The sequence below is a fragment of the Jiulongibacter sp. NS-SX5 genome, from assembly GCF_052828545.1.
This window is the reverse complement of sequence record NZ_CM128248.1, coordinates 3,800,240-3,824,941: the sequence shown is the minus strand read 5'-3', so window position 1 is coordinate 3,824,941 and position 24,702 is coordinate 3,800,240. Positions and strand designations below refer to the sequence as shown.

Below are 24,702 nucleotides of genomic sequence, written 5' to 3'. Positions count from 1 at the left end.
TTTTAAGGCAAAATTATCCGCCCAAAGTGCTTTAGCCAAACACTTTCTTGCCTATTTTCAATAAAAACTATCAAATCGCGTAATTTTTCATTAATTGCAGCTGTTTGATTAGAAAGAATCATAAATGGCAGATCAGCAACAAAACGAAGAAATCCTTAAAAGAGTCTTAAACTCTATCTTTTTTAGAAATTCTATGGGAAAGGCCGGAAGAATTTCCCGAAATGCAAGCAGCCTTCTCAATTTGCTCAAGGATTCACTAAACAAAACTCAGGAACTCGGAGTGGGAGGAGTTTTTGATAGTATCAGAAAAAAAGTAGTGAGTATTGGAAGGCTTTTGAAGGCCTACGCCTCTGGCGAGTATCGGGATATTGAATTGAAAAATTTAGTCATCATGATTGCCAGCCTTGTCTATTTTTTATCTCCCATAGACCTAATTCCCGACTTTCTGCCTATGTTAGGCTATGCAGATGATATAGCTCTTTTGACCTATGTTTTAAGATCTGTATCAGAAGAAGTTGAAAAGTTTCGACTTTGGGAAATGAATAAGGATTTGAATTGAGTTTTGGCTCAACATCGTTTTCATTACTTTTTTCGTACCTTTGTTTTACTATTTAATTAAGATAATCATGGAATTAGCTACACTTTTATTTCTAGGGAACCTAGGTGGCACAGAAATATTCGTAATCCTTTTTGTAATCCTTCTTTTCTTTGGTGCTAAGAAGCTTCCTGAACTAGCAAGAGGGCTTGGTAAAGGAATCAAAGAATTTAAAGATGCCACGAACGACGTGAAAGAGAACATCGAAAAAGCTGCCAAAGGAGACGAATAATCCCTGAATCGAAAGCTTGAAGAAGTACAGCAATATTGAAATGTTGCTGTATTTTTTTTGACTTATGTCAAAAAAGTAATTCGATAGTCTACTAAATATCTATTCATGTACGTTAAAAACCATAAAAGGTTTTTCATTCTAGTTTTGAGCCTTTACATTTGAATAACGCTTTCTTAATAATCAGAACACCTCTAAATCAATTGTGACAAGTTTTATGATCAAGCCTTCCTTAAAGACACTCCTTCTCTCTTCATTTTTACTTACTGGTTTCTGCTCACTAGCCCAAACAGACTCTGTTAAGGTCAAAAAAGTAGATGCTCTGGTCATAGGTGAAAAGCCAGAGGCTCTGGTATCAGAAGAAGAGAACACAGAAATAGTGGATATTGACAGCTCCGAAGCTGTGTATCCTGGTAGTATTAGAGTGGTAGATACCAGAGACAATGTGGTGTTTAACATTATTCCAGCCTCAGATGAGGTAATAGAGGAGCGTATTCGTGGTTTAGAGAACCAAATGCCTATGCCATGGAATGATCACGTTAAAAAATACGTAGATTATTTCCTTTACAAGAGACCGAATTTTGTGAAGCAAATGTTGGAAAGAAAGGAGTTCTACTTCCCGGTATTTGAGAAGTATTTGGTGAAATACAATATCCCGGATGAAATGAAGTATTTAGCTCTTCTTGAGTCCGGACTTAACCCAAATGCGGTATCACGAGCCAAGGCTGTAGGTTTGTGGCAGTTCATGTCATACACAGGAAAGGAATACGGCTTGAGAATCAATGATTATGTAGATGAAAGAAGACATATTGATAAATCTACTGAGGCTTCATTTAAGTATCTGACCTGGCTTTATAATCGTTTTGAGGATTGGGAGCTGGCACTGGCTTCATATAATACCGGCCCGGGAAGAATCAGAAGAGCCATCAGAAAATCTGGCAAGTCTGACTATTGGTCGCTTCATAGATATATTCATCCAGATACAAGAGCTTATGTGCCCCAATGGGAAGCTCTTAACTACCTGATGAACTACTCTGCAGAACATGGTATTTTCCCTGACTATACCAAGACGGTATATCCTGTTGAGTCTGAAAATCTATTGCTTGACGGTCCACTTAATCTGGTGACTTTCGCCGAGTTAAACTATTTGGATTACGAGACACTGAAGTTCTTAAACCCGCACTTGATCACCCATGAACTTCCTGCTTATGCCCGTGATGTAGAGATAAGAGTGCCAACGGTCAATTATGCTTACTTTGAAGAAAACAAAGAATGCGTATTAGACTCGGCTTGTATTCTTAGTACACCTGCCACAAACGTCTTGGCTTTAGAGGATGACAAAGGTTATTATCATTTCGAGCATAAAAGCGTAAAACATTACTACCGCGTAAGATCAGGCGATTACCTGGGCAAAATAGCTGAAAGGTACGGCACCAGTGTAAGTAAACTAAAAAGCTGGAATGGCTTACGCTCAAATACTATTCGTCAGGGTCAAAGATTAGTGTACTATACACGTGAGAGCGTGAAAGTCTACGATGCTTACCACAAAGACGACGAAGAAAAAACAGTAGTAGCTAAAGCTGAAACTAAGGCCACTGAGAGTAAAGAAGAAAACAGAACAAATGTTAAGGTGGAGCCTCCGAAAGAGACCAAGACGGTGGCCGTAGAACAACCTTTCCATTATGAAAAGAAAACAGTTACCAGATACCACTTTGTTAAAAATGGTGAAAACCTAACCACTATTGCAAGAAAACATGGGGTTACGGTAAAAGATATGCTATCATGGAACGACCTAAGATCTGCCAACAAGATCATGAGAGGTCAGCGACTAAAATACCAAACTACCATCTCAGAGAAAGTTTACGATAAAGTAAGTTCAGAAGATAATGGAGACACCTTCATTGTTTACACTGTGCAAAAAGGCGATACGCTTTGGACTCTTTCTCAAAAGCATGGTGTGAGTATCAGTGAGATTAAAAGATTAAATGGCCTGAGCAATAACAGCATTAAAGTGGGTCAAAAAATCAAATTGAAAAGTTAATTGGCCGGCACAAACATCCAGTTACCTGATACTTTCAGAAAAGATTTATTATTTGATTACCTGAATAGGTCAAAAGATGAAATCAGCTTCACCACCGAAGCTGATTTTGTTTTTAAACTCTTCGAGTTTGAAGGACAACATATTCTGACCCAATTAGAATTTACAGAAGACTCCATTAAGATTCATTTCCCAGATCTGGCTCCATCTTCAAAGGAAGAGATCAAAATCATAGCTTATGTAAAAGAATGGTTTGACTTAGAAACTGACTTAGAGGAATTCTATGCTATAGCCAAGCATGATAAAATACTGGCACCTCTAATTCATCAATTTAGAGGCTTAAGACTAGTTAAAGTACCAGATCTTTTTGAAGCTGCCAGCTGGAGTATCATCGGACAGCAGATCAATCTCCCTTTTGCATATCAATGCAAAAGAAGGCTTATTGAACATATAGGGAATGGGAAAGAAATAACGGGTCAAAAACATTTTGCTTTCCCAAAGCCAGAAGAAGTTCTAAAAATCACTGATGAAGACTTTGTAAAAATGAAGTTTTCTCGCCAAAAGGTCAAGTACCTTCGCCATCTTTCTGAGGCTATTTTAGAACGAAAAATCGAGAAGAGCAATCTACAAACTTTGACATATGACGAGGCTGAGAGAAAACTTCTTGAATTGAAAGGAATTGGAAAATGGAGTGCTAATTATATCCTAATGAGGTGTCTTGGCTTCAAGGAGGCTTTCCCTGCAGCAGATGTAGGTTTACATAATGCTTTAAAGAAAAGTCTTCAGCTAGATCACAAACCAAACCTGGAAACAGTTCTCAAATTTGCCAAACCTTGGAAAGGCTGGGAAAGCTACGCCACTTTTTATCTGTGGCAATCCCTTTTGAATTAATTGGTAATGGTATAACGCACCGTAGTAGAGTAGCTCTGAGCAGGCACCAATAGCGATAAGCCTTGAACCCTATATTGAATAGGCACATCAAAATAGCCCCCACTAAAATAACCGGTAGTACAGGTGTAAAGTAACTGAGGAGTTGAGGAAAGCTGAATGTAGTTTAAACCTCCAGAAACACCTGAAAACCAACCACCCGAACCATTACCGGTTCTTCTGGCACTTAGTATTAGTTGATTACTCCAATTATTATCAATCTTCTCTACCGCCACTCTTATGGTAGCAGAGTAAAAAGAGTTTGTTACTGCATCTACCAAAGTTTGATTGGCTGCACTTTCAATATTTACATTATAATCATTACCAGCCTCAGAAATATCAGAACTAGACAAAGTATAGGTCCAGCCAGGAGAAGCCGTGATCGTTTGGGCTTTTAAACCCATGGATATCATAAAGGTCAATATGGTACATGCCAGCCATCTCATTAGTTATCCATCATGGTAAAGAGTACCGTAACCGTTTTGTTTTCACTACGGAGGTTGGTGTAATTGGCTATGGATAATGAATAAGTAAGGTTATATCCATTATTTACACCATCTCCAGTATATGCTCCTCCTATATTATCAATGATCGTCTGAGTAGTGCCACTTAATATCACAGCCCCCGCAGGGCTACCAAGTGCACCAGCTCCAGCTCCGGAGTATGCCGAAGTAGAAAGTGTTAAGTCAAGTCCGCTTAAGGTGCCGCCTGATAATTGAGCTGTTACTCTTCTTGAAGCTCCTGGTAGTACAGCAGAACTAAAGTTAATCCACTTGCTACTATTGGTGCTATTGACCTGTACGGGCTGACCTGCTTCAGAAGGATTGTTTACAGAAAGGTTAAAGGCATTACTATTCGGCTCTATATCCATTATGGCCAGAGAGGGAAGGTTTAAATTCACCTGCACATTCTGCCCAAAGGCTGTAAAAGATAGCAATATGAATAAAAGTGTTATTCTCACTTTTTGTTTGACGATAGTCTGAAATCCTGACCTGTAAATTTAATTTTTCGCTTCACCGTCTTCACCGTAAAGCTAGTCATTTCTGTTTTATTCGGTTCCACTTGTATTTTGATGGTTCCGTTCTCTACCTCGTATTCTTCCTGAGAGCCTGGCAGATAAACCTGCAGCGTCCACTCACCAGGTTTTACTTCGCCGAAATTAAAAGTATTCCTACGATTCACACGAGTAATAAACTCTTCCTTGCCATTTGAAAGTTTGGCTAAAATCAGTAAGTCTTTACCTTTCTCTGATTCCTCAAAATTATACTTTTCCTTCAAGTCATAGTTGATCTGTCCTTTGAGACTTCCGGTTCTCACTAATTCCACGTCATATACCAAAGTAGTATCTGCCTTAATGTCAATGGCCATTGGGCCGCTGGCAGCTGTCTTTACACCTTGAAGCTCGTATGCAGAAGGAATGCTGAGTATGTATTTTTCAGGCATCAGGTTATTAAACTCAAAAGCCCCAGATCCGTCGGTTAAGACTTTATAAGGTCCTAGCTGGAGCAAAACACCATTTTGAGGAATACCCTCATTCAGGCCTACCAATTTGCCTTTCAAATGACCAATGTTCTTGTTTTTGGCTACCGGAGCATCAAAACGGAAGGTGTATTTGATAGAGAAGAAGGTTGAGAACTTGCTCTCTGTAAATGAAACCGGGATGTATGTTTTACCCGCTATTGCTGATAGCACATGTTTTTTGAAGTCAAAGACCAATGAACCATTGCTAAATCTTCTACTTTGGAATAACTGATCCGGCGTATAGTTATTTCTATACATGGCATTTAGACTAATGACATTATTGACATTCAATCTTACATTTCCTCCATAATACAAAAGGTTTTGAAGCTCATTTGTTTGAGAGAATTTACTGGTGTGTAAAAATTCAAAATACCCACCTACCCAAAACCAAGGGGTTAAAGCCACTTCAGGAGAAATAGAAGCGTTGTAAGAAGCCGTTCTTTCTGAGGCATCTCCCACCAGTAAGTTATTGACATGCCCCATTCTTGTAGAAGCAGTCAAAGCAAAACGAGTTGAATTATGCGAGTAGGTTAGATTTAAAAAGCTTTCTTTGAAATGATAACTAGCCGGTATCTGACGATCTTCTCTTTCCTGCTGCGTCAAGTTGAAGAAGAACTGGTTCTTTTGATTTGGCATATAACTCAAATAAGCCATTTTTACCTTACTCAATGGAGAAGTGGCGAAAACATTGATATCTAAGCTCGGATTGATATTGGAGTTATTGGTATTTACCCCTGCACTTAATTTAGGACTGAACTGATAGTTCACTGAATTTAATAAAAAGCGACTATTGGTATAGTAACCATAATAGTTTTTACCCGCCTGTATAAATTCGTTCTGAAGTCTCAGCTTACCAATGGAATAGCTCAAGCGATTGTAGATGGCTCCATCCACTTTGCCTTTGGCAACTCCTAAACTTAGGTCGGTATAAGACTCAAGCCCTTTAAACTCAAACCTTCCGGAAACTCCGGTCAAGTTTGACCAAAACTCCTCATTAGCCTGAACTAGTTTTTTTGACATATATCTTAAGCTAAGCTCATGGCCACCCTCTAATACCTTTGTAAAACCTAGTCCAAAAGATCCTTTCTGCGTGTTGATAAAACGAGCATTTTGGATAAATGCCGTCCAACGATCCTCACCTATTCTTTGTTCAAATTTCACCCCTCTTCCAAAACGACCAAACTCCATAAGCTGACCGAAACGAAGAAGGTAATCTCCTACATCTACCTTGATATTCTTATTTTCATAGGTCAATGAATACTGGTCAAAACTACCCAGTTGAGGTAAATGGATATTATTCGGACCTCTCAGTATAAAATTAACATGATGTTTTTTATCAAAATCAAGGTGGCCAGACCCTCTAATATTGAATTGAGCTGAATTGTATTGTTCATTACCATATTTGGTATTAAAGTACTCAATTCCCGCAAAAATTGGTAACCTCAGGTATGGATCCGCTTTTTTTGAGCTGTTAGAATACACCGGAATAGAGACTACATCATACATTGGGTTTCTACCTTCCAACTCTGCCGATAGGTCAGAGGTGGTCATCCAGCTTGCCTTATTGGTCACAGGAATATGCTGGCGAACCAGAATTTCCCTTGAAGTATTTGGTGCTAAAAACAGGGTATCTTTTTCGTTTAAAACCTGACCTTTTGAGCTACTCAATACAATTTTCTCCGTGGTATTTCCCAGATTTTGTAATAAAAAAGGAGTAACTAAGGTATCACCCTCTTTCACCCATTCTTTATGATCAAGTACTTCCAGTTCGACCTGAAATCTCTCTTCTACAGTAAGTATGAGCTTTTCAGTATATGCTCCTGAATTGGTATTTATCGTGAATTCGATTGGATACTTCCCGCTTAAGGTTTCTTTGGGTGTAGAGATGGTAAACATATACCTGTTACCATCCTTTCTTTCAAAAACTTTTTCAGATAAAATTCTCCAATTGGAAGGAATGAAAAATTGATGCTCAATTTTTGAAGTTTCTGAGCTTTTAAAATCGAAAAACAAGGTAGCATGAGCTCCCGGGCCTACACTCTCCGGCTGTCTGACCAGCTGAAGCTTATCGGTATTTTGTGCATTAGCCAGAAGGCTAGTCACAAAAAGGACCAATATGTAGGTATAGTTTTTCAAAAAAGCGTTTGGTTATGTTGTCGTCCGTCTCTTAAAAGAAAGAGTTTAAATATCGAGTGATACGTTGGAAGCAAATAAGTCCTTGCCATTATCCATGACCAAAACTGCCTCATAGCTTCCTTCCTCTAATGTCTCTAATGGTAGTGTAAAGTCAGAACACATTCTTGGGTAGACCCTTCTGCTCAAACCTTTAATGGTAGCTATTTGCTCACCTTCGTTATTATAAACCTCAAGGTACAATCTTACTTTCTCAGAGTACTCTCCTTCGTTTCTGACCTGAACTTCCAGTGAAGGCACTTCAGTTTCCGGCATTTGAATATCTGCAATCATCAAACTTGAAATCTCTTTAGTCCCCAGGTCTGCCACAACCTGAATTCCATATCTGATGATAGAGTTAACAGAGACTCCATTTGGCTGAAGCTCGGTGTATGGGTCGGTACCTTCTACCATGATCATCGACCAGTAAGAACCATTTTCAGCATTTTCGGGAGCATTAAGCTGATAGAAGAATGTAAACTCTTCATTTGCTTCCAGAACTTTCTCTTCAATGGTCATGCTGAGCCAATCTTCAAGAGAATATTTAAAATCTTCGTGTGGGGTGTAAGCGATTTTCTGACCACATTCTGCTATCAAATCCAGTTTATAAATCAGGATTTTGGTGGCCTTATCAGATTCGTTCTTTACAATTATTTTACCGGTATCTTCTCCTCCTTTGGTCAAACTATGAACATGCGTAAGACCGTTTTTGATCACAATGGATCCAAAGCTCAAAGGAGCTGAAAGCAGAAGGAGGATGAGAATTACAAAGTACTTTTTCATTTTTTGGAAAGCTATAGTTGGAAGAATTATAATAAGCTGGCAGGCAAATTTCCTGCCAGCTTGATTATATCTTAATTATCAACTAATGTGTAAGTTACCGTTACGGTAGTGTTCTTAGCTCTTAGGTCTTCATAATCTGTATCCAAGGCCTCGAAGCTGTACGTTAGCTGGTGACCATTATTTACACCTGTACCTGTATACGCAGATCCGATACCAGAGATAACTTCCTGATCAGTGGTAGAAAGTGTAACCTCACCTGCAGATGACCCTTTGGTACCTGCACCACCCGCTGCTGCTGCACTCGCTTTTACCTTGATAGTAACACCCTCAGGTAGAGCACTCGCCTTTACGTCTACTCTTCTAGAAGTTACTGCTGTCGGCAGAATAGAAGAATAGTTGATCCAAAGATCATCATTATCATCAGCGTCACTAATTTTTTCACCGGCCTCCAAAGGAATTGGCTGAGAAAAAGTGGAAGTGAAGTTTCTGGTAGCTGCTGTACCTGGCTCAATATCTAAAAGAGCAATGTTTGGTACTACTACTGTAATCTGATGATTGTCTGAGTTTGTGTCTTGTGCGTTTGCAATGTTGAAAGCACAGATAACAACTGTTGCTAGTGAAATGATTTTTTTCATTTTAATCAATTTTAAATTTTTTGGTTATTCCTAACTATTGAGGCGTTTATCGCCATTTGTGATTCGCTAACTAAATTCCAAAAAATGTGCCATTGATTGATTTAGAGTACACGTATATGATAAACGGTAGTGTTTGTGAGTTTCATACCGTTTAATCGTCAAATTCTTTCCAATAATTGATCCATTTTCCAGAAAATGGACGAGATTTTTAAAATGTTTTCGCTCTTCGAGAACACAATGATCAAGTCATTGTATATTGCTACCTACTTTTCACCTTCTTAAAGGATCTACATGTTTTCTATTTTCAGATCAAAAAAATCTGCAACCAATGCTTTTGATTTTCTACATACCGATATGCACTCTCATCTGTTGCCAGGTGTAGATGATGGGGCCGAGAATGCTGAGGATTCATTTGAATTAATTAACGGACTACATGAATTAGGCTTTAAAAAGCTGATTACCACACCTCATATCTATACTGATTTTTATAAAAATAGCAGAACTACTCTGCAGCCAGCGTTTGAAAAGATAAAAGAGAAAGAAGGGATACGGTATCCTGAAGTAGAGTTTCAATACTCAGCTGAGTATTTTCTGGATACTTTTTTTGAAGAAAAAGTTAAGAATAAAGAGCTTATTCCTTTTGGAGAAAACCATGTGCTCATTGAAATTTCTTTTGTTGGCTATTCGCCAATACTAGAAGAAACAGTTTTTGAGCTAGTGATGCAGGGTTATAAACCTATTTTGGCACATCCGGAGAGATACACCTATCTGGCAAAATCATTTCAGAAATTCAGGAAATTAAGGGAATTGGGCTGTGAGTTACAATTAAATATCAACTCGCTTGGAGGCTATTATGGAAAAGCCTCTGAAGAAATGGCCCATCGACTTATGGAAGAGAAGCTAGTGAGTTACCTGGGTACAGATATGCATCACCTTCGTCATCTGGACTTTATGAAAAAAATGGGGAGTAATAAACGCCTGATGAAAGAACTCAGGTCTTATGATTGGAAGAATGGTGAACTCTAATTACCTGTTAATAAGCATTTTCTTCACCTTTAAGCATATTATAGACGGTCATAAAGATAATTTTAATATCTAGCCAAAAGGTCCAGTTTTCAATGTACCATATATCAAACTCTACCCTTTTTTGCATGGCTTCTTTGGTCTTCGTTTCTCCTCTGAAACCATTGACCTGAGCCCAACCTGTTATACCAGGTTTTACCCAATGTCTGACTAAATAACTATTTACCTCATCCTTGGTTCTAAGATTATGTTCATGTGCGTGAGGCCTTGGACCAATTACTGACATATTTCCTAAAATAACATTGATGAATTGAGGGAGCTCATCCAAATTAGATTTTCTTAAAAATGCCCCGATTTTGGTAATTCTGGGATCATTCTGTTTAGCCTGATTAAACTTATTATCCTTGGTTACATCCTTACTCTCAGGCTTCATTGAGCGAAACTTATAACATTTAAACTTTTCTCCATTCTTACCCCACCTATCTTGTTTAAAAAATACGGGACCTTTTGAATCAAGCTTTATGATGATTGCCATGATTGGTATTAACCAACTCAAAAGAAAAATAAACACCAAAACGGAAAAAATGATATCAAAAAAGCGTTTCAACATTTTCCAATGTTGCAATTGCAAAGGCTCTGAACGCAAGGTTATTAAAGGGTAATTCCCGAATACCTGAAATTGTGCACGATTTAAATAAAAGTTATCAAAATTAGGAACAAACTTCATCCGAATCCCTTTGGCCTCACAAAAACTAAAAAGCTCATTAAGTAAAACTTTGTCTAAACTTTCAGTGGTTACAATTAAGTCATCAACCTTCGAATTGAGATTATTCGAAAAAAACTTTCTTAAGTCACCCAGATATGTATACGGACTATCCAGCTCCTCTTCTTTTGCCAATACACCCAAGACCTTCATTCCGTAATGAGGACTTTGATGAATGAGGGATATGAGGTTTTCAGTAATTTGATTATATCCCACAAAAACAACGTATCTTTTATTGCCTCCATGGGTTCTGTAATAGAGTAGTGCTTTCTTTTCTATGTAGTTTTTAAGGATTAGGGAGCCCCCTAATACACATCCGAAATACAGTACGAACGTTCTTGATTGGTCGGTACTGCTTAGTAAGAAAAATACCTGCCCGGCAATAAGTAATTGAATAACCGTATTTTGAAGAATCAGAAGCAATTCTCCAATGTATTTTTCTGTTCTAAACTCATCATATAAGTTGGTTATTTTGGTACTGAAATACCAACCAAAAACCTGAATTGCCATCATTAATAGTGATTCATTCCCGAAACCTCTTCCGCTAAGTTTACCTGCGACAAGAAAGGAAATTATCAGAATGATCACATCTGTAAACAATTTGACATATGCCATTTTCTCAACTCTGGCAATCATAATTCTTTATAACTTATTATATGATTTGGTTTGGTATAACTTAGCCTAAACCCCATACGAGCCTTTAAAAAATTTCACCTTAAAACAGGCCTATTCGCTTTGTAATTCTGAGTTTACAAATTCTTAGCTTAAGACAATACAACATGAATTTATAAATGCCTGAAAGTATTGTAAATCAAAGACACAACAATACTACAATAACCTTATTATAAGACCATTAAAACACTATCATCTATCAATCGACAGAATACGTTTGCAGATTTTAAACTTTCCTCTAACTTAGTTTTGTTATATTTATTTTATCCTAAATAATTATTATATTTAGTTTTCAATTCAAAACTTTACAGCCATGAACAAAAACGATAATTATGTTCTTAGTCTATGGGGAAGGTTTAGTGTTTTATTAATCCTTATCACAGCCGTGTACTTAATCATTTTTTAATTGTTTAAGTAATAGACATGAAGTTGACGAAACCTTCTTGACAGATCATTATACGTCCTGAAGGTTTCGCCTATTTTAAAACCCCTGGAGTAGACATACTGAAAAGGGAAGTCACTTTCTGTTCTTACCCGAAATCGTTGGTTTTGATAGATTTTACCAGGCCAAAGTCTGAACGCCAAGTCCACGCCAATTGTGGCTCCATTTTGACTAAGAATTCCGAAAAGGCCTACTTCAGCTCTTTTGAATTGTCGAATAAAATCTGCTCTGAAGCCCTTATCACCATACAAAAACTGACCTCCCGTTAGTTTGAGGCTTAAATCCTGTTTAGGAAATCGATAGCTCACATGGCCCAATACACTTAATTCATCTAATGGAGTATATTTAAAAGATTTCGGATAAAAATAGTAAAAGCCTGTATAAGAACCCTTTAGACCAAAAGACCAGCTTTTATCTAGGGGGAATATGTGATATTCCAGATTGAAACCATATCTATCTTGAAAAAAAAGGCCGGCTGATAAATCTACAAATGAGTTGGAACCTACTTTTCTGAAAAAGTCAATATAGGATGGAGCCCATCTTAGGTTTAAAGGCTGCTGATCTATATCATTGATCAGAGGGATATGCAAACCACTATATACAGCTAATCCAGGTAGTAAAATGATACTGGTGGAAAGGTTAATACCCGTTTTACTCTCTACCGCTTGTAGTTTATTGCCATAAATTGCTCGGTAATCTGGTCTTATCCAAAAATCTAACTTGTAATCTTTAAAAGTCTTTATGCTGGATTTTGGAATTTCAGTTTCAGAAACCTTCCATGTTTTTTGAGACTTTGTAAATGTTCCCATGGGTACTCCATGATGCATTGGAGCTAAGCCGGCAATGTGAGCATATTCGTCTGTGATATAACCAAAATACTTCTCATAATCTCGATGAACCCTTTGTTCAAAAACGAAAATAGAATCATGTAAAGATACATTTTCAAGATCTTCAAGGCTTTGAGCACAAGTGGTGTATCCTGCTAAAACAATACACACTGCTTGAAATAGAAAAACTGACCTTCTTAGCACGAACTTCTCTATCACATTAGTTATTTAGAGACTGTTGTAGCGATATGCCATAAGAAAACTGATCAAAGTTTAATACGGAAACTTGCAGGTTTATTCGCTTAAAAAATAGTGCATGAAGTCCTGTGTTCATTTTCTGGCCATCCCACTCCATCATTAGATGAATGTGATCAGCATATCCGACTTTAATACCTCCGAAAAGGCCCGTCAGATAATTATTACCGTATCTATCTTCAGACTTTTTTTGTAATTCGAAATTGGAAAAAATATTTCCATTGTTCAGATTATCTTCATCTCTGTAAAAATAATACGGGCTACCAAAGCCAGCGGTTAAAGAAGCCTCCCATTTCTTGTGTGTTATGGATTTAGTAGCAACTAATACATGAGTTTGTAAAGCTGCATCAATAGTAAAAGGTGAAGACATTATCAAGGCCATAGCAGGTCTATAACGTTTCTCTTTTATAAGCTGTAGGCGTAAATCTAATTGCCGATCTCCCAATGCCTCTTTTTTTACCCTTTTGCCATTCTCTCTACCTTGAAGCAGAATAAACGTCAGGTTTAAACCAGGCAATAGGGCCAAATCAGTATAGAGGATTTGTTCTGACCATATTTGATTTTTTCTCAAACTGTAATTGATTGGGTTATAGTTATAACCCACAGTCCATGTCCCATCGGTTACCTTCTCAGCATCTGGAATGTAAATGAGACCCTGCTTGCCGGAAAGATTTCTCTGGGCACGGCATTCTCTCCCTGTAAGAAGGAAAAGGCAGGCCAGTAGTAAAAAATACTGACCTGCTGAACTTACATTTTGACGATTCAAAATTGACGAGTATATCTTAGTTAGATCCGCCCTGATTATGGCATGAGTTTACTGCAGCTTGATAAATGCCGGTGATTCTAGCTAACTCTGCATCATATACGCTCTGGATAGCCGCTAGCTGAGTATCTCTGGCCACACCCGCTTTACTGATCTTCTTGTCTCTTTTTATCGCATCTGCAGATAGCTGTTTTGCCATCTGACCATTAAACTTAGCGATATCATCTGCTAATTTTGAGAACATGATCAACTTCAATAAAGACTTGGTGGTGGCATCCATTTCTGTATTGGCATCAATATTTACTATCAAAGATAATATCAAGGCTGTTCTATCTTGAATTTTACCTTGCCACTTGGCCGTAGAAGCGGCAATATCTGTATCATATTCTGAATTGATAGTAGTCACGCGAGTATTATATGTATTTGTAACAGCGGTCTCCTGCGTAGTTTTTAAACCATCAAGAGTGGCTTTGGCAGGATCAAAAGCTGCCTGAGCAGCATCTGTACATTCATCCTGGATGCCCAAATTAACCTCAGTTGGACCATACAGGTATTCAGCTTTCTGAGGATTATCTGTAGCTCTTTTTCTGGCAGAAACATCCTCACCATCTACCGTAGGATCTACTACCGTACTTAAAAAGGCATCTAGAGCCCCAGATGCCAATACGGCGTCTATCGTACTCTGAGCCTCTGCAGGAAGCGAGCCTCCGGCGGCTAGTTCATTTACAGCGTTCTCATCCATTACAGCCAAAGTAGCCTCAATATCTTCAGCTTCTACAGTACTACTGATAGCTGAACTAGCCGTGCTTAGCTCTGCAGTCACTTCACCATTCGCAAGGCCCGAAAGTGCCGCCTCTGCAGCTTCAGATTCTACTGTTTCTGCCTCTGTAGAAGTAGTAGCCTCCGGCTCTACCTCCTCTACCTCTTCTAACTCTACCTCTCCGAACTCTTCTTCGAAATTGTATTCGATTGGTTCGTCAATCGGGTCCTTTTTACAGCCTCCCAGTACCAATAGAGAGACCATGGCTGTAAAAGCCATCATTCTAAACATCCCTGTTTTTTTCATGATAATTAAATTTAAAAAATGGATCACTCAATGCCATCCTTTTGCTTATCAGAGGCCTCGTGAATAAAAAAGTATAATTGAAAGATTGAATTACTTTTTGGATTACTGCTTTGGTGTTACTGCGTGAGAACAGGCCTAAACACTTTACTTCTACCTTAAATAAACTAACCTATATTTATATACGTAGACTTTTAGCCATAACTGTCACTTCCTATCTGTTCTAATTTGAGTACTCGTTTTAAGCCAACAGAATAACTCATGTATCAGAGCACCGAGAATAGCCCCGGCCCCGGCCCAGAGAATATCACGAATATCAAAATGACGAGCAGGTAAGAATAATTGACCCAATTCTACAAGGGTGACCAATACAATGGCTATAAGCAAAACCTTAAGCAAGGCTTTCATAAAAGGCAACCTACTATTTAGAGCTCTTAAACCTACACCTAAGAATACGAAGGGCACCGCTGTACGCATGTTATAATTCTCATCCACCCATTCCCCTAATTCCCCTGGAAATAAACCCGTTTCCTTAAGTTGTGGACTGGGGAGCCAAGAGAACACAGCAATAATAATGGTTAGAATGAAACATATAATTAACCAAAGCTTCGGTAGCATTTAGTCCTTTAATCCTAATTTAGAAAACTCAGTTTGGCGGTACCCACGATTAAATGTCAACTTAAATTTTTCAAGAACAATGAGGTAGATAAACCTTGAATTGGTATAAAAGTATCTCTTAAATAATCTCTTGGGTTCCTGCATGAGCCTAAAAAGCCATTCCAAAGCAAATTTCTGCATCCAAAGTGGAGCTCTTTTTTGCGTACCTGCGAATACCGGAAGTGCCCCTCCAATCCCAATCATAGTCGCGTTTATTTTACCCTTCATAGATGCCATCCATTTTTCTTGCTTAGGGCATCCAAGAGCCACGAATAATATCTTTACTTCTTCTTTGTTTAACTCATTGATATAATCTTGTTGCTCCTTATTTGTTAGGGCTCTAAAAGGTGGCGAAATAAAAACAGGACTTGGCAATCCAGGAAACTCCTGAATTAATTTATCAGATACAATTTTTAAATCCTCCTCTGTGGAACCATAGAAGCCAACTTTCAATTGTTGTCCATCGGCCTTATTAATTAACGCCGGAAGTAAATCCATACCTGCCACTCTTTCCTGATCAATACCGTAAAGCCATTTCAATGCGAGACATAAAGGTTTGCCATCTGCAGTCACGATATCTGCATAATTAACCAGTTCTAAAAAGTTTAGATCGTCTTGAGCTTCAATGAACATATGAACATTTGCCACACAAACATAATCTGACCTAGACTCAGTTAAAATTTGATTAACAATGTTATCAAAAGACTTTAAGGTAATATTAAAATTAAGAAAGTTTGACACTTTAGTTTTCTATTACTCCTTCGTAAATAGCCTTAAGTTTTTCAAAGTTTGTTTCCGGATTATATTTTAACTCATACTCTTTTCTTGCACCATCATACAAATATTGATAATCAGTACTGTCAAATTCATTAACTATTTTGCTAAGAGAATCAGTATTACCAGTCTCAAAGTGTAATCCTGTCTTCCCATTAATTACAATTTCATTTACATTATCGATATCTGAAGAAATAACCGGAGTACCGCATGAATATGCTTCCAAGATAGTCATTGGCATTCCTTCATACCAGATAGATGGAAAAATCAATGCTTTACAGTTTTTCATCAATTGAATTACCTCTTCCTTACTCCTCTGCCCTAAAAAAGTGATATTTGGATAATCACTAGATGCATTTTTCAGTACCTCTTCTAATGGGCCTGATCCTACGATATCGATAGGATGAGATAGCTTTTTAAAAGATTCAATAAGGGTATCTATTCCTTTTTCTTTGGATAATCTACCGACAAAAAGATAAGAATTTGCTCTTGATTCAATTTGAGAATTACCAAAATCAGCAACAAAATTGGGTTTAACGACACAATTCTTCAAATCAAGCTTTAAAGAGGAGCTTGCAATCTTCTTCTGAGCAAATTCGGTTAAGAATATATATTTAGAAATTTTACTTGTCCAAGTCCCCTTTACCTTGTGAAGACCTGTGATTAAGTTTAACTGAGCTGTCTTTAGTCTGGACTCTTGAAAACAGGCATTTTTTATTCCATATAAAGGAAGTGTTTTATCAATACATTTTTCACAAACTGCTCCATCTCTAAGTAAAGTAGCAGCATTACATACTAACCTGTAATTATGAACAGTCATTATCACCGGAACATTTAACTCTTTAGCAGCATACAGTATTGATGGCGAAGCAGAATAGAACAAATTATGTATATGTATAACATCCGGTTTAAAAGAAGTTATTTTTTCAAGTACCTTTTTGTAAGAAACGGTATTGTATATACTTGAACTAAAAAGAAGTACTTTATTCTTTGGGAGGCTGTCATTCTCAAATCCTAATATTTCTACTTTTAGACCATGACGCTTGAGTAACTCATACTCTTGATTTACCACTGAATCTTCTCCACCTTTATGTTTATAAGTGTTATGTATTATGAGAAGCCTCATTTAATAAGGTTAAGTATTTTATACTTGATTCTCGTTTTAAGAGAGTAAGGCTGTACAAATTTTTTAATTATTCTGTGATTTAATATATATGAGTCCTCAAAAATGAAACTCTTTGTGTCACTAGTATCAAGGTTAGTTTTAAACCTTGCTGTCATTCCATTTGTATGCGTAGCTTCTTTAGAATTTAAACCAATGTTTATCACTTTAGACTTGACGGGGTGAACAGAAAAGAGTTGATACCGGAATTGGTGAAAACAGAATCGAATAGCCCATGAGTTTATTTTACCTTGATCTTGCTTTTTAAGCATGTGAGTCATATCTGAGCCCATAAGATTAAATTTTCTTTGTGCTTTTTTGTCTTTAATAAAAGAATCGTAGTCTTTCATTGCCCAGTCTATTTCATCCCATCTATTCTTCCAGGTAGCCCATCCCCAGGAAGAGGATCTATAAGTAAAGTAGGTATCAAACTTGTATGTAACATTTACACCAATTGGAGATGAGTAACCACAGATGGAGAGAACTCTCCGTGAGTTTTTATAAAAACTTAGAGCCTGATTCATAAATGACAGGAAGTTTGTACTTACTACCAAGTCATCTTCAAGAATAATAGTAGAATCATATTTTTCAAGCATGTCGCCTATACCATCTATTATGGAAGCAGCGAGACCTTTATTCTCAGATGAAAAAATAAGAGTAACTGATCTAAACCCATTAATTTTTTCTATATACTCCCTAACTCTAGATACTAATGCGATTTCCTTTTCATTTCTCCCGGCATCAGAAAAAACAAAAAGATCAGTCCACTCAGCTTCTTTATTTAACAAAAGAGAATTTATTGTCTTTTGTAAAGTATCTACCCTTTTAAAGGTAAATAATGCAACTGGTGCTAAATTCATAATTAAAAAAGCTGAGATTCAGAATTAGTTCACTACTTCACAATACAACTGGGAATACCGTTTCGAAACAGCAAATGAACTAAATTTTGAAATCACTTCGTTTCTTAGTTCTATTGACTGATATTTAGATTTGTTATCTATCATGAACTGCATTGCTTGAACAAGTTCATTAGTTGACTTATCTATTAAAATCCCGTTAAATTCGTTAACGATATCTTCTGGACCTCCAGATCTAGTCGCTATTACCGGAATCCCACAAGAGAGTGCTTCTATCAAGACAACACCAAAAGTTTCAATATCACTTGGCAAAACAAAACATCCTGCTTGTTGCATTAAACTTTTCACTTCTTCTCGGTTTGCGACTCCAAAGAACTGAACCTTGTTTGACATTTTATTCTCACTGACTTGTTCTTTCAAGGTTTGAGAAAGATTTCCTTCGCCAGCAATTATTAATTCAATATTTTGATTGGAATGTGAAAGAATAGTAAATGCTTCAATTAACCTGTCTAATCGCTTTTTGGAGACTAAATGACAAACAGAGAGAAAACTGAATGACGAATCCTTTTTCTCAGTCTCAGATGAGAGATTAAAAAAATCAGTATCGATGAAGTTTGGTATGACCTTAATTTTGTGAATAGGTATATTTAACTTTTTAGATAATGTGTCTTTAAAAGGAGTACTAACCGCTATGACTTCATTTGCAGACAGAAAAACATTTCTAAGCTTTCTGATTAAACTATCAGATAAAGGTTGATTACTATATCCTGTGGCGTGCTCTGTTAAAACATATGGAATACCAAAATCATTTTTTACATTCATAGCAACCACCCCAGCACCGATGGCACAATGAGCATGAATTATATCTGGGAATCCATACCTTTTGAAATATGCCTTACACATATTAAAGCATGCATTTATCCAAAGTCTACGTCCAGGTCCTAGATCAAACTTTGTTCTCAATAAATTTACTCTATGCTTTCTTATTGTTCGAATTCCATTTTCTATTTCATCTGTAACATTAAACCTGTATTTATAGAAATTTGTGAAACTAATTTCTTTCAAACTTCTTAACTCAGGGTATATAATATCCAACCTTCTCACATTTTTTGAAATGGCCTGACTTTGTTCTTGAAAAAAAATACCTTTCAAAGGATCCTCTGCAACAGGATAAAACGATGGGAGAACAAGTACCTTAAGATCTTTAGATTGCATTAGGAACTTGTTTTAGTGCTTCATCTAAAAACTCAAACGAGTAGGACCTTAAAACCTCCAGTTTCTTATGCACTGCTATAAAATCAATTTCCTCTCTCCAATCACTACGACTATAAATTTCGTCATAATCATTATAAAACCTATTTTCTAAGTTTAAACTCTCTAAAAGTGATTTCATTCTACCTACTCTTTTAGGATTTGCAGGCATAGCGATAAACTGTTTCTTAAAGATTATGGCGAATACCATACAATGAAAAGAGTCAGTTATTATAAATGCAGAATTATATAAAGAGGAGAGCCACTTCTCTACTCTTGGAATTGGGATAGATAAGATTCCCTTATGCAACACATTGTCATTAAGAGAAACCGGTTTAGTTAACGTTTCACCTGAAAGATATTTTAAAACATCAAGCCATTCACCACCTTTTTCGAACTTATAACCCACTAAATTCTCGTTTTTATTTAAAGCAGGTTTAATTAATCCAGAATAGTCGTTTAACAATAGTGTAGGATCCAGAACATTATGTGCTTCAATGTTAAACTTAGATTTCAAGATGTTAAGTCCTTCCTTCTCTCTTATCCCAATGGCTAAAAACTTTCCTAAATATCCAGCTATTTCTTGTTCTCTTTCTCCAAGATTCCAATTAGACAAACCAAAACTAGCGGCATAAGCCATTCTTGAAATACTACCTTCCAAAAAGTTAAAAAAATAAATCCCCAGATCATCTTTAGTTATGTCATAATTCCAAACTTGATCACTTCCCACAATAAATAAGTCTGCTTTTGGCTGTTTTCTTTGCAAATCCTCAAATGAATTGTACAAACAACTTTCAAGAGGCAACTTTTCTGTTCTGAATTTATCTAGTCTTTTAGTGTATATGTAGTTTCTTAATTTGGCCTTAACACTTCTTGAAAGACTTGTTTTGTGTAGGTTAAAATTTAGTAATTCAACCGAATGTCCTTTACTTTTCAAAACCGAACTAAGAGCATAACACTGTAGTAGAGCTCCATAGTTATTTGCCTTATGGAAAGTTAGTATTGAGATTTTCACCGCAATGATTAAAGTTAATTATTTCTTAGTTCTACTGATCAAGAAAAGCCCCAAGGCTTGGATTCCAAAAATCCCTGTTCGGTAAAGTTCAGCAGTGGTAAAACAAGCAATGAAAATGTACAGAAAATAAGCACTTAGGTAATACTGACTTCTATCAGTTTTTATAATTATCGCTTTTATTACTATCCAAAGGAAAAACAATGTTGTGATTAAGCCATAAATAATTGCAAAGCCAACTATTCCTAAATCGGCAAATATGTAACCATAAACTTTTGACCCATTATTCGTCAGTTTTCCATATTTACTATTTTCTTGAGGAAACCCGTTACCAAAAAGTAAACTAATCTCATCTATGTTTACCTTTTCCATGTAAAATTTAAACGTACGTTTTCTAATGTAGTCATCTCCAGAATTCAATTGGTTTAGGCTAATCTCTGTCATACTAGATATATATCTTTCAACTTGCTGAATTCGGAGAATAGGCAAAAAAAGAATTATGGCAACTGCAATATTCCTAAAGACATGAAAAGGCCTTTTTGCTAGCTTTATTACTAAAAACAGAGATGAAATTAAACCAGATACAAGCAGTGTTCTAAAACCGAGCAGAAATAGGAAAAACATTCCTAGGCAATAGAATAGAAAAAAGGCAACTTTTCTTTTTAAAATAAATCTATTCAGAGCCATGAAAGTAGACAACATGAGAAATCCTGCCCCTTCAATGCGAAAACGTAATAGACCTCGATCAATTTCTTTAATACTACCGTAATCCAAAATCTTTATTGGAAACAAGAAATATTGAAGTGCAAATAGAACCATATAAACTATTGAAAGGATAAATATTACCCTTTCAAGCCAATCGACATTCAAAATTCTTTTTTGAAGCTGAAAATAGATAAGAAGATAAAAGAAATATCTCATGGCTACAGAAGTGGATATAAAATCCTGGCCGTGATAAAAAAAACATGAAGTTATACTAATTACAAGTCCTGTAAAAAGACCATAAAACAAATATTTAAAAGGGTCTTTATGCGAATATTTCCTTCGTTGACTTTTGAGGTCGAAAGTAATTATTGTAAAACCAATTGCATCTAGCACAAAATAAAGAGACGAACCAAATTTATACGTAAGGCCATAAATATGAATACTGCAAAGTATAGTCAGTATAATTAGAAGGTTTGACTTTTTCATTCCAGGCCAATTAACCTATCGTAGTCAAAACTTTCTCAATTGGAAATCGTTTTGATAAGGCAATTTTAAATTCATTAGGTGGAACTCCACATGAAATCATAGCAATAAAAACCTCAGAGGAGGGTACACTTAAAAGTTTTCGTATTTCTTTATCTTTTTTGCTATCATGGCTACAATTCAAAATACACGCTCCTATTTTATTATAGTGTAGAGAATAAAGCATATTTAAAGCGTGTATTCCACCATCAACATAGGCCTGATTTCTTTCACCGAAATTACAATAAACAGAAACATCAGAGGTTATGACAATAAGCTTATCCGTTAAATGACCAAATCCTCTGTTTCCTCCTTGAAGTTTCAAAATACTATTTATAAGTCCTTTTTGAGTAATTAAGTATACTCTACAGGCTTGCCTGTTGCATGCTGAAGGTGAATTTTGAGCTAAAGAAATAGCTTCGGTTATATCCTTCATAGGTATTGACTCAGAAGAGTAATTCCTTAGACTATGACGAGACCCAGAGAATTCTTTAAAATCACTCCCACTTTTACTGAAATAATATTCTCTACTCATAACGGACTGCTTACTTACGTCAATTTTTTTTGATACTTCCTTTTTCAAATTATCAAATAACCTTTCTGTTTCCAGCTCCAGGACATAATTTAACAGAGTATGTGTTTCAAAATACTCATGTAATACTTTTAACGCATGAGTTAATTGAGAGTCAGAGTCTCCGAATGACTTTAAATGCAATCGACAATCATTTATAAGGTGCCTAATCCTTGGCTGTCCAAAACCAACTTTCATGTCAGGCATCGTCAATCCTTTTTCAATGACATGATAGTTTCTAATTATTGAGGCAATAAGCTTTTTTTGATCATTTCTATAATTTACCAAGCTCGAAAATGATAGGTAGCGATTAAAGTCGTACAAATAGTTATTTAAAAGCTTTAAACCAAAGACTATTTTCTTGATAATTTCCTTGATTTCTCCAAGTATGATTTTAAACATCATTTCCGTAGTCTATTGAACAATATTGATTTAATCCTTATTCCCATATTTTTGTTTAAAGTTCTTGTTATCCATAAAAGCATAATAACAACAAGTAGACTATTTAATATATAATTTAGGGGTGAAGAAACTAAATATGACGTACAGAGAGCACATGAAATAAAACCAACAGAAATTGTAACTATTGTAACAACAAGTTTGGAGGCTTTGAAATGAAAAAGACGATTACATAAGATCCAAGTCAGAGTTAAATAAATGACATAAGCAGAAAAATAATTCATACCAAGACTTTCGTATCCGAAAATCTTATCAAAAAATATTAGTAATAAGTAATCTCCGAACCAGAATATGGCCTGAGCTATTGTATACATAAGGGACTTCTTATTTACCATAAGTAAATGAGAAAACGGGTAACCTAAAACTCTTAAAAAGACTCCAAGTATCTGCCATTTTATTATGACCTGTCCTTCTCTAAAACTACTCGAATACAACAATTCTAAAATTATGTCAGAAAAAGAGATTATAAACACCACACCCACACTTGCTATTAATACCCCAAGTTCAATTTGTTCATTAACCAGATTAATCATTTTTAACTTCTCACCAATTAACTTACTCAATCGTGGCATAAAATCAACTCCCATAGCTGATAAAAGAACACCTACATATAAATTAGAAATTGTCCAACTTGCTTGATAGACTCCGACCACACTTAAATCGTAATTCGATACTAAATAAGTACGAGTTAAATATGTAGCAACAGCAGCAATAGCAGCACTTCCGCTAAATCCAATTCCTAGTCTAATTAACTCTTTACTTTCGGCTTTGAAGTCAACCATACTTGGGATTATTCTTCTTAATCCATTCTTTCTTAAAAAGACATAACTAATTACTACTCCAATTATACTTATTACCAAGAAGGAAATTGGGATTCCATCTTCATCCAGGTAATATATCAGCCCAATAACTAATACACTTGCTATTACCGCAGTAATAATTTGGGAAAATGCTAAACCTCTTATATCTCTAATTCCATTTAGTATTGCCTTATTATTGATAAAGAAGCCTTGAAAAAAAATAGCAATTCCGACTATTACTATACCATTCTTATACTCTCTAGTATTAAACAAAGATGAACTAATCTCATTTGACCAAATAATTATAAGAATCAAAGAAATTACGGAAAAACAACCAACTAGAGTTCTAACTATAAATATTGACTTGGCCGTTTCTTCAGAATACTTACTTTTCTTTGCTATTTCACGAACACCACTTTGATTCACTCCCAATGAGGAAAAAGAAGAAACCATTTCTGTAAGAGTTTGATACATTCCCCAAATACCGAAACCTATCGTACCAAGATAATAAGCTATTATTTTATTCCTTAACATTCCAAGGCCAAGTTGGAATACCTGCACTAATGCAATGATTCCACTTGATTTTGCGATACTTTTATAATTCGAATTTGAAGTTTTTGATTTTTCCTTTGTTGAAACTACTTCCATTCTACATCTCTTCTTAAAATCTTTGCTGGAACACCTCCAACAAGACATTTTGGGGGTATAGATTTATTAACAACTGAACCAGCCGCAACTATGGAACCATTACCAATTGTCACACCCTTTAATATTGTTGTATTAGTTCCAATCCAAACATTATCTTGAATAACAATCTCTTTGCTATTTGAATATTTTTTATCGATTAATTCATGAGCATCTGAGTCCCACATTGTTACGTTTTCCGATATTCTCACATTATTTCCGATAGTTATTCCCTTAAAGCACCTAATTCTACAAAATCTATTTATAAAACCTGAACCAAGATTTAGCCTGGCATTCGAAGCAAGTATAACATGTGTACCGGGCCTGATTATAAATGTGTTATTACAAATAATAGTAGAATTTGGGTGCATCTCCAAATAGGATGCAAAAGGTTCTTGGAATGTAGTTCCTTTACCAAATTGTAAAGAACCTTTCTTAATACTAATCATGGAAGTTTTGTGAATATTAGTTTTAGATTTTCTGTAAACTAGTATCGATCCAAATGAACGATTCCCTTTGACTGAAAAATTTAAAAAGAAT

24 protein-coding genes are annotated in these 24,702 nt (G+C 36.0%); 5 read left to right on the top strand and 19 right to left on the bottom strand.

Translation table 11 applies throughout. The features are described 5' to 3' along the window. The first annotated feature begins 124 nt into the window (after positions 1–124). The 4 genes from ACUXV0_RS16645 (at position 125) to ACUXV0_RS16630 (ending at position 3,753) form a co-directional block, all read left to right on the top strand. The gene (locus ACUXV0_RS16645; protein ID WP_446190705.1) at positions 125–559 is read left to right on the top strand and encodes a YkvA family protein; all 435 of its coding nucleotides are present in this window, start codon (positions 125–127) and stop codon (positions 557–559) included. A 67-nt stretch (positions 560–626) separates the two neighbouring features. After that, on the top strand, positions 627–827 hold the full coding sequence (locus ACUXV0_RS16640) for a Sec-independent protein translocase subunit TatA/TatB (protein ID WP_446190704.1): 201 nt from the start codon (positions 627–629) through the stop codon (positions 825–827). 214 nt (positions 828–1,041) lie between these two features. Beyond that, the gene (locus tag ACUXV0_RS16635; RefSeq protein ID WP_446190703.1) at positions 1,042–2,865 is read left to right on the top strand and encodes a LysM peptidoglycan-binding domain-containing protein; all 1,824 of its coding nucleotides are present in this window, start codon (positions 1,042–1,044) and stop codon (positions 2,863–2,865) included. Then, the gene (locus ACUXV0_RS16630) at positions 2,866–3,753 is read left to right on the top strand and encodes a DNA-3-methyladenine glycosylase family protein (protein ID WP_446190702.1); all 888 of its coding nucleotides are present in this window, start codon (positions 2,866–2,868) and stop codon (positions 3,751–3,753) included. Here ACUXV0_RS16630 and ACUXV0_RS16625 read toward each other — a convergent pair. The 5 genes from ACUXV0_RS16625 to ACUXV0_RS16605 all read right to left on the bottom strand — a co-directional run bounded on the left by ACUXV0_RS16625 (position 3,750) and on the right by ACUXV0_RS16605 (position 8,900). After that, positions 3,750–4,235 carry a hypothetical protein gene (locus tag ACUXV0_RS16625; protein WP_446190701.1) on the bottom strand — a complete coding sequence of 162 codons (486 nt, stop codon included), beginning with the start codon at positions 4,233–4,235 and terminating at the stop codon, positions 3,750–3,752. The two genes, ACUXV0_RS16630 and ACUXV0_RS16625, sit on opposite strands and share 4 nt — an antisense overlap. Further along, entirely contained in the window at positions 4,235–4,750 is a 516-nt protein-coding gene (locus ACUXV0_RS16620; RefSeq protein ID WP_446190700.1) for a hypothetical protein, read from the bottom strand. The genes ACUXV0_RS16625 and ACUXV0_RS16620 overlap by 1 nt, the downstream gene beginning before the upstream one ends. After that, positions 4,747–7,446 carry a hypothetical protein gene (locus ACUXV0_RS16615; RefSeq protein WP_446190699.1) on the bottom strand — a complete coding sequence of 900 codons (2,700 nt, stop codon included), beginning with the start codon at positions 7,444–7,446 and terminating at the stop codon, positions 4,747–4,749. The genes ACUXV0_RS16620 and ACUXV0_RS16615 overlap by 4 nt, the downstream gene beginning before the upstream one ends. Positions 7,447–7,491: 45 nt before the next feature. Beyond that, positions 7,492–8,265 carry a hypothetical protein gene (locus ACUXV0_RS16610; RefSeq protein ID WP_446190698.1) on the bottom strand — a complete coding sequence of 258 codons (774 nt, stop codon included), beginning with the start codon at positions 8,263–8,265 and terminating at the stop codon, positions 7,492–7,494. 71 nt (positions 8,266–8,336) lie between these two features. Continuing rightward, positions 8,337–8,900 (bottom strand): hypothetical protein, encoded by a 564-nt coding sequence (locus ACUXV0_RS16605; RefSeq protein WP_446190697.1) that lies wholly within the window; start codon positions 8,898–8,900, stop codon positions 8,337–8,339. Positions 8,901–9,191: 291 nt separating this feature from the next. On the opposite strand from ACUXV0_RS16605, the gene ACUXV0_RS16600 reads away from it, so the two are divergent. After that, complete coding sequence (locus ACUXV0_RS16600) at positions 9,192–9,926, top strand: tyrosine-protein phosphatase (protein ID WP_446190696.1); 735 nt, start codon at positions 9,192–9,194, stop codon at positions 9,924–9,926. A 7-nt stretch (positions 9,927–9,933) separates the two neighbouring features. Here the strand turns inward: ACUXV0_RS16600 and ACUXV0_RS16595 are convergent, their stop codons facing one another. The 14 genes from ACUXV0_RS16595 to ACUXV0_RS16530 all read right to left on the bottom strand — a co-directional run bounded on the left by ACUXV0_RS16595 (position 9,934) and on the right by ACUXV0_RS16530 (position 24,611). Beyond that, positions 9,934–11,322, bottom strand: coding sequence for an undecaprenyl-phosphate glucose phosphotransferase (locus ACUXV0_RS16595; protein WP_446190695.1), 1,389 nt, complete (start codon positions 11,320–11,322; stop codon positions 9,934–9,936). Between the two features lie 438 nt (positions 11,323–11,760). Beyond that, entirely contained in the window at positions 11,761–12,846 is a 1,086-nt protein-coding gene (locus tag ACUXV0_RS16590) for a YjbH domain-containing protein (RefSeq protein ID WP_446190694.1), read from the bottom strand. A 1-nt stretch (position 12,847) separates the two neighbouring features. Continuing rightward, positions 12,848–13,648, bottom strand: a complete 801-nt coding sequence (locus ACUXV0_RS16585; RefSeq protein WP_446190693.1) for a YjbH domain-containing protein — start codon at positions 13,646–13,648, stop codon at positions 12,848–12,850. 16 nt (positions 13,649–13,664) lie between these two features. Beyond that, positions 13,665–14,711, bottom strand: coding sequence for a hypothetical protein (locus tag ACUXV0_RS16580; protein WP_446190692.1), 1,047 nt, complete (start codon positions 14,709–14,711; stop codon positions 13,665–13,667). Between the two features lie 204 nt (positions 14,712–14,915). Then, positions 14,916–15,272, bottom strand: a complete 357-nt coding sequence (locus ACUXV0_RS16575) for a VanZ family protein (protein WP_446190691.1) — start codon at positions 15,270–15,272, stop codon at positions 14,916–14,918. A 54-nt stretch (positions 15,273–15,326) separates the two neighbouring features. Next, positions 15,327–16,106, bottom strand: a complete 780-nt coding sequence (locus ACUXV0_RS16570) for a WecB/TagA/CpsF family glycosyltransferase (protein WP_446190690.1) — start codon at positions 16,104–16,106, stop codon at positions 15,327–15,329. A gap of 1 nt (position 16,107) precedes the next feature. Continuing rightward, a complete protein-coding gene (locus ACUXV0_RS16565) occupies positions 16,108–17,265 on the bottom strand; it encodes a glycosyltransferase family 4 protein (RefSeq protein WP_446190689.1) in 1,158 nt (385 codons plus the stop codon). Beyond that, positions 17,262–18,161, bottom strand: coding sequence for a glycosyltransferase (locus ACUXV0_RS16560; protein ID WP_446190688.1), 900 nt, complete (start codon positions 18,159–18,161; stop codon positions 17,262–17,264). The genes ACUXV0_RS16565 and ACUXV0_RS16560 overlap by 4 nt, the downstream gene beginning before the upstream one ends. Positions 18,162–18,185: 24 nt before the next feature. Beyond that, positions 18,186–19,373, bottom strand: a complete 1,188-nt coding sequence (locus ACUXV0_RS16555) for a glycosyltransferase (RefSeq protein ID WP_446190687.1) — start codon at positions 19,371–19,373, stop codon at positions 18,186–18,188. Further along, a complete protein-coding gene (locus ACUXV0_RS16550) occupies positions 19,363–20,424 on the bottom strand; it encodes a polysaccharide pyruvyl transferase family protein (protein WP_446190686.1) in 1,062 nt (353 codons plus the stop codon). Before ACUXV0_RS16550 ends, ACUXV0_RS16555 begins: the two co-directional genes overlap by 11 nt. An 18-nt stretch (positions 20,425–20,442) precedes the next feature. Then, entirely contained in the window at positions 20,443–21,342 is a 900-nt protein-coding gene (locus ACUXV0_RS16545; protein WP_446190685.1) for a hypothetical protein, read from the bottom strand. A 280-nt stretch (positions 21,343–21,622) separates the two neighbouring features. After that, the gene (locus ACUXV0_RS16540) at positions 21,623–22,624 is read right to left on the bottom strand and encodes a nitroreductase family protein (protein ID WP_446190684.1); all 1,002 of its coding nucleotides are present in this window, start codon (positions 22,622–22,624) and stop codon (positions 21,623–21,625) included. Next, a complete protein-coding gene (locus tag ACUXV0_RS16535; protein ID WP_446190683.1) occupies positions 22,621–24,126 on the bottom strand; it encodes an oligosaccharide flippase family protein in 1,506 nt (501 codons plus the stop codon). Before ACUXV0_RS16535 ends, ACUXV0_RS16540 begins: the two co-directional genes overlap by 4 nt. Then, on the bottom strand, positions 24,117–24,611 hold the full coding sequence (locus ACUXV0_RS16530; protein WP_446190682.1) for an acyltransferase: 495 nt from the start codon (positions 24,609–24,611) through the stop codon (positions 24,117–24,119). Before ACUXV0_RS16530 ends, ACUXV0_RS16535 begins: the two co-directional genes overlap by 10 nt. Between the last annotated feature and the right edge of the window lie 91 nt (positions 24,612–24,702).

What these genes read in the sequence shown, in the direction of transcription:
- ACUXV0_RS16645 (WP_446190705.1), top strand. Translation starts at nt 125, where the DNA reads ATGGCAGATCAGCAACAAAACGAAGAAATCCTTAAAAGAGTCTTAAAC.
- ACUXV0_RS16640 (WP_446190704.1), top strand. Translation starts at nt 627, where the DNA reads ATGGAATTAGCTACACTTTTATTTCTAGGGAACCTAGGTGGCACAGAA.
- ACUXV0_RS16635 (WP_446190703.1), top strand. Translation starts at nt 1,042, where the DNA reads ATGATCAAGCCTTCCTTAAAGACACTCCTTCTCTCTTCATTTTTACTT.
- ACUXV0_RS16625 (WP_446190701.1), bottom strand. Translation starts at nt 4,235, where the DNA reads ATGAGATGGCTGGCATGTACCATATTGACCTTTATGATATCCATGGGT.
- ACUXV0_RS16610 (WP_446190698.1), bottom strand. Translation starts at nt 8,265, where the DNA reads ATGAAAAAGTACTTTGTAATTCTCATCCTCCTTCTGCTTTCAGCTCCT.
- ACUXV0_RS16605 (WP_446190697.1), bottom strand. Translation starts at nt 8,900, where the DNA reads ATGAAAAAAATCATTTCACTAGCAACAGTTGTTATCTGTGCTTTCAAC.
- ACUXV0_RS16600 (WP_446190696.1), top strand. Translation starts at nt 9,192, where the DNA reads ATGTTTTCTATTTTCAGATCAAAAAAATCTGCAACCAATGCTTTTGAT.
- ACUXV0_RS16595 (WP_446190695.1), bottom strand. Translation starts at nt 11,322, where the DNA reads ATGATTGCCAGAGTTGAGAAAATGGCATATGTCAAATTGTTTACAGAT.
- ACUXV0_RS16580 (WP_446190692.1), bottom strand. Translation starts at nt 14,711, where the DNA reads ATGAAAAAAACAGGGATGTTTAGAATGATGGCTTTTACAGCCATGGTC.
- ACUXV0_RS16565 (WP_446190689.1), bottom strand. Translation starts at nt 17,265, where the DNA reads ATGAGGCTTCTCATAATACATAACACTTATAAACATAAAGGTGGAGAA.
- ACUXV0_RS16560 (WP_446190688.1), bottom strand. Translation starts at nt 18,161, where the DNA reads ATGAATTTAGCACCAGTTGCATTATTTACCTTTAAAAGGGTAGATACT.
- ACUXV0_RS16555 (WP_446190687.1), bottom strand. Translation starts at nt 19,373, where the DNA reads ATGCAATCTAAAGATCTTAAGGTACTTGTTCTCCCATCGTTTTATCCT.
- ACUXV0_RS16545 (WP_446190685.1), bottom strand. Translation starts at nt 21,342, where the DNA reads ATGAGATATTTCTTTTATCTTCTTATCTATTTTCAGCTTCAAAAAAGA.
- ACUXV0_RS16540 (WP_446190684.1), bottom strand. Translation starts at nt 22,624, where the DNA reads ATGATGTTTAAAATCATACTTGGAGAAATCAAGGAAATTATCAAGAAA.
- ACUXV0_RS16535 (WP_446190683.1), bottom strand. Translation starts at nt 24,126, where the DNA reads ATGGAAGTAGTTTCAACAAAGGAAAAATCAAAAACTTCAAATTCGAAT.
- ACUXV0_RS16530 (WP_446190682.1), bottom strand. Translation starts at nt 24,611, where the DNA reads ATGATTAGTATTAAGAAAGGTTCTTTACAATTTGGTAAAGGAACTACA.